We start from the raw sequence: 4,115 nt of genomic DNA, 5'->3' as shown, positions 1-4,115 counted from the left end.
CCCTTTTTAATGGTCATCTTTTGTCTGTTTCAAATCCGGCAACCGGTTCCAGAATTTCTCAATCACAGAACGCTGATTGTTTCTGGAGCGGTAAAGACGGATTTCCAGCGGAATATTCCATGACATATCCGCACCATGCACCAGCTGGCCGGTGGCCAGCTCTTCGGCAATAAGGCTGCGCGGCACCCATGCCACGCCCCATCCGGCCATCGACATGCCTTTAAGCCCGATGGACATACTGCCTTCATGAACCAAACGATGTTCCGGCATTTTCAGCGCAAATAATTCACTCAGCAAATGACCGAAGAACGATGATTTTTCATAGCCGATATAATCAAACGGCTGCTCGCCGCGGCCAACCATATGCAGCGGGTTGCCATCAGCATCCGGTGCGCTGATCGGAATGATCTGCTCAAAGCCGACAACTTTGTAATCAAAGTCTGCAGCATCGAGCAGCAGTGGCACAGACGGATGCACATAGGTCAGCAGAAAATCACAATCGCCGTCAACAAGCGCATTCACATTGCCTTCAACACTGCCTGTATCCGGCCGCAACCGTGTGAAAACCGGCGCTGTATTATCACTGGTTTCCTTCACCCATTGCGGGAAAAATGTGAAAGACAATGTATGCAATGCGATGAAAGAAATCGTCTGTGCTTCCAGTGTCTGGTTTGCCTGAAAGCCCTGACGCACCTGATAGAGTGACTTCAGCGTTTCCTGCGCCACCGGAATAAATTTCTCACCGGCCTCGGTGAGCCGCGAAGGATAAGTCGCACGGTCAATCAGGGTCGTACCGAGCCATGTTTCCAGCTGCTTGATACGGCGGCTGAAAGCAGACTGGGTAACGTGGCGTTCATCTGCAGCTTTGGAGAAATTTAAAGTATGAGCAAGCGCCAGAAAGTCTTCAACCCACTTAATTTCCACAATACGGATCCTTCGTCATGATTGCCTGTTTTGCATACAGGCATGCAGGTTCAGAATAGGCCTTATACGATATGTCAGCATATTTGAACAGAAACATAAAAACGGCCGCTCTCTTAAATATCCGCAGATATCAGAGAACGGCAGTCACTTCAGTTACTGAAGATTAGCGGCTATATTCCAGCATACGGCTGCGGCTCAGCACCAGTTCAACACGATTATCGCTCAGGCGATTGATGCAAACCCGTTTCACCCACGGGCCGTCATGGAGCGTAAACAGATAGCGGCCATTACCAAGATCGGTGACAGGCATTGTCTGTTGAACAGGGCCGACACCCATAATTACCGTGCCGTTGGCGATCTCAAAAGCAGCACCGTAAACCGACTTCCAGCTACCGTCGAGCTCATTACCGGCAGGCTTTGGTGTTACCGGATAAAGACGGCGCGGTGCATGGCCAAGTTCCCCTTCCAGTACTTCACCTGTCCAGCGCAGCAGGATTGGTGACGTAGCCGAGCGCGATGAAAACCAGCCATTACCTTCATCATAGAGCGCATCTTCATTGTCGATATAAGTGACGTTACCGCCCTTCATCTCAACCCAGTGATGACCGGTTTCGGTGACATAAAAACCATCCGGAATTGTACTTCCGGCCTGCGGTAACGAACGACCTCCAAGCGCAGCCATTGCAGCCTGCGCCATCTTGCTGCCATTGGCGTCATCACGGTTGGCTACAACCACAAAACCGCACTGATACTCAGGGCAGATCAGCACATAGCTCTTATAGCCCGGATGCGAACCGCCATGGCCAACCAACTTCAGACCATCAAGTTCAGAAGCAACAAAACCGAGACCATAGGCAGACAGACGACCATCAGCCATTTTACGTGGCGCGCTGATCTTCTCAATCGCACCGGAAAGCTGGCCTTTGCCACACATCAGAGCCTGTGCCCAGGTCGCCAGCGCTGTACCGCTACCGGTCAGACTACCCGCTGCGGAAATATAAAGACCGGCTGAACTCAGCTGCCACTTCTTACCATCATGCCAGTAACCCGGCACCAGACCATCCACCGGATCATTCCAGACATCCGGTGCTTTCAGCTGCACGCCGAGCAATGGTACGATTTCATTTTGCAGATAATCATCAAAGCGCAGACCCAGACGCTCCAGCGCAATTTCCACCAGACGATAGCCGGTATTGGAATAGGAGACCTGCGTACCGGCATCAAAATTGAGGCGTTCCATCGTCGCGTGGAAATCCATCAGCCGGTCATTATGGGTTTCCGAATAGATCGACAAGCCGAGTAAAGTCAGGCATTCACGCGTGTCGGGCAGACCGCCACTCATATCCAGCGCCCGACCAACACTCACTTCGCTCAAAGGCTTTTTCAGCTCCGGCAGATGTTTGCCGAGCGGATCATCAAGGCTGATCTTGTCTGCATGTTTCAAAACCATAGAAACAAAGACATGCTTGGTCACAGAGGCATAGCGCACAACACTGTCAGCGGAAAACGGCTTATGAGTTGCCAGACTTTCTACACCGCTGGCAGTGCTGAAACGGATACCATCGGCATCAAAGCCGATAATCACGCCTCCCGGCGCATTGGCAGGCCATTGTGCAGTCAGTTTTTGTGCGGTTGATAAGGCGGCGTCCCAGTTCATAGCCATGATCGCTTCTTCCCATGCCCCTGTTCATACAGGTTTAATTCAATATTACATAAAGAACAGGCCGGAAAATCCGGCCTGTTACACTCTCATTATTTTGGTTCTTCAACCGTTACGCTCAATTCGCGTAGCTCAGTCGTATGCGGATGGGTGGTGCGGCCTAAACGCAGATCTTCTGCTGTCAGCTGTTCCACCATCACACCATTCTGCATCACGCCCACTTCCGGGCAGAGATGGGCAATAACTGCGAGGTTATGGCTCACCAGCACATAGGTCAGGTTGCGTTCTTCACGCAGATCCGACAACAGGTTGAGAATTTCCGCCTGAACGGAAACGTCCAGTGCCGAGGTCGGCTCATCGAGCAGCAATACCTGCGGATCTGCAATCAGAGCACGGGCAATCGCCACGCGCTGACGCTGACCACCGGACAATTGATGCGGATAGCGGAAACGTGCCGTCTGCGGCAGAGCCACATCAGACAGAGCCTGCTTGATGCGTCCTTCAACATTGTCGATCTTATGAACCAGCAACAGCTCGCTCAGAATACGGTCAATGGTCTGGCGCGGATGCAGGGAGCCGAACGGATCCTGAAACACCATCTGAACAGAACGGAAAAATTCCGGTGTCCGCTTCAGCGGCGCGTCTTTGCCGTCAAAGGCAATACGTCCGCTCCAGCTTTCATTCAGACCGGCCATCGCACGCAGGATTGTCGACTTACCCGAACCGCTCTCGCCCACGATACCGAAGCTGCCGCCTTTTTCGACGTTAAACGAAACGCCCTTAACGACCTGCTTGTCACCGAACTGAATTTTCAGATTATCAACTTCAATCATTATTTCAGCCACTCCGGATCACGGGTCATTACCGGCAGACGATCACGCGGATGCGTCAGCGACGGAATACAGTTCAGGAGACCCTTGGTATAAGGATGCTGAGCATTATTGAGTTCCGATGCTTTCAGCTCTTCTATCACCTGCCCCATATACATGACCATAACGCGGTCACAGAAATGGGAAACAAGCGGAAGATCGTGGCTGATGAGGATCAGCCCCATGCCGCGGCTGTCGACGAGATCATCGATCAGACGCAGAATTTCAGCCTGCACGGTTGCGTCAAGCGCCGAAGTCGGCTCATCGGCAATCAGCAGTTCCGGATCCGGTGCCAGCATCATAGCGATCATGACACGCTGCCCCATACCGCCCGATACTTCGTGCGGATAGGTATGTGCCACTTCACGCGGATTGCGGATTTTCACCTGATCGAGCAGATCAATCGCCGCTTCCAGAGCCTGTTTTTTGCTGCCGCCTTTGTGTGTGCGCCAGGCTTCAGCCACCTGCACACCAATGGTCTTCACCGGATTCAGCGAGTATTTCGGATCCTGCAGAATGAAACCAACGCGCTTACCACGGATCTGACGCATCTGTTTTTCAGATGCGGTCAGCAGATCCTGTCCGTCAAAACTGAGCTTATCAGCTTTGACTTCCGCAATATTCGGCAGGAGTTTCATCAGAGCGCGGGCAGTCAGAGACTT

Annotated in this window: 4 protein-coding genes; all 4 read right to left on the bottom strand. The window is 52.4% G+C overall.

All coding sequences use genetic code 11. From position 1 onward, the window contains the following. Nucleotides 1-6: 6 nt before the first annotated feature. On the bottom strand, nucleotides 7-924 hold the full coding sequence (locus tag A918_RS0115850; RefSeq protein WP_022712001.1) for a LysR family transcriptional regulator: 918 nt from the start codon (nucleotides 922-924) through the stop codon (nucleotides 7-9). Nucleotides 925-1,087: 163 nt separating this feature from the next. Continuing rightward, nucleotides 1,088-2,587 carry a serine hydrolase gene (locus A918_RS0115845; RefSeq protein WP_022712000.1) on the bottom strand — a complete coding sequence of 500 codons (1,500 nt, stop codon included), beginning with the start codon at nucleotides 2,585-2,587 and terminating at the stop codon, nucleotides 1,088-1,090. A gap of 89 nt (nucleotides 2,588-2,676) precedes the next feature. Further along, a complete protein-coding gene (locus tag A918_RS0115840; protein WP_022711999.1) occupies nucleotides 2,677-3,417 on the bottom strand; it encodes an ABC transporter ATP-binding protein in 741 nt (246 codons plus the stop codon). Next, nucleotides 3,417-4,115 (bottom strand): ABC transporter ATP-binding protein (locus tag A918_RS0115835; RefSeq protein WP_022711998.1); only part of this gene is annotated, 699 nt, incomplete at its 5' end. The genes A918_RS0115835 and A918_RS0115840, both read right to left, overlap by 1 nt.

Source organism: Pseudochrobactrum sp. AO18b, assembly GCF_000409565.1.
In the GTDB taxonomy this organism is placed as follows: domain Bacteria; phylum Pseudomonadota; class Alphaproteobacteria; order Rhizobiales; family Rhizobiaceae; genus Pseudochrobactrum; species Pseudochrobactrum saccharolyticum.
Note: the sequence above shows the minus strand (reverse complement) of the source record. Positions and strands in the feature narration are given on the sequence as shown.